Origin of the sequence: Pseudomonas sp. EA_5y_Pfl2_R50 (assembly GCF_963970475.1) — a bacterium.
In the GTDB taxonomy this organism is placed as follows: domain Bacteria; phylum Pseudomonadota; class Gammaproteobacteria; order Pseudomonadales; family Pseudomonadaceae; genus Aquipseudomonas.
The window spans coordinates 1-457 of sequence record NZ_CAXAPT010000167.1; the positions used below are offsets into that span (position 1 = coordinate 1).

1 protein-coding gene is annotated in these 457 nt (G+C 62.8%); it reads right to left on the reverse strand.

The features are described from left to right. The coding region (locus tag AACY19_RS27265; RefSeq protein WP_445262335.1) for a metallophosphoesterase family protein at positions 1–457 on the reverse strand (457 nt) is incomplete at both ends.

Below are 457 nucleotides of genomic sequence, written 5' to 3' on the forward strand. Positions count from 1 at the left end.
TTGGTGATGCCGGCAAGGGATAGATCGAGGAGCGTTGCCGGCGGGTCGATCGACCCCAGCAACTGATCGCATTCCGCGTCGAAACCAGCCTGATCGTTCACGGTCCAGCTGCGTTTTATCCATTGAAATCGGCCGGTGCGGATTGGCGTGACGATCGGTTCCCGCCCTTCATCCACATCGACCAGCAGAATGTGCCCGGGCTCGTCGCGTTGGAAGCGATCGGTTTCCGGCGTGCCGGCGTACCATGTACACGCATCGACCTTCAGGGCGCCGTGCCAGTCTCCGAGCGCCAGATAGTCGAGCGCCGATCGCCGCGCTCGGTCGGGGGCAATCTGGTTTTTGGTTTCACCCTGCGAACCGAAATCGCGGATCGACCCATGCGCGACACCGACGCGCAGACGCGCGCCGGGCGTCTCCATGCCGTCGAACAGTTCGGTCGGATCATCGAGATTGTGCC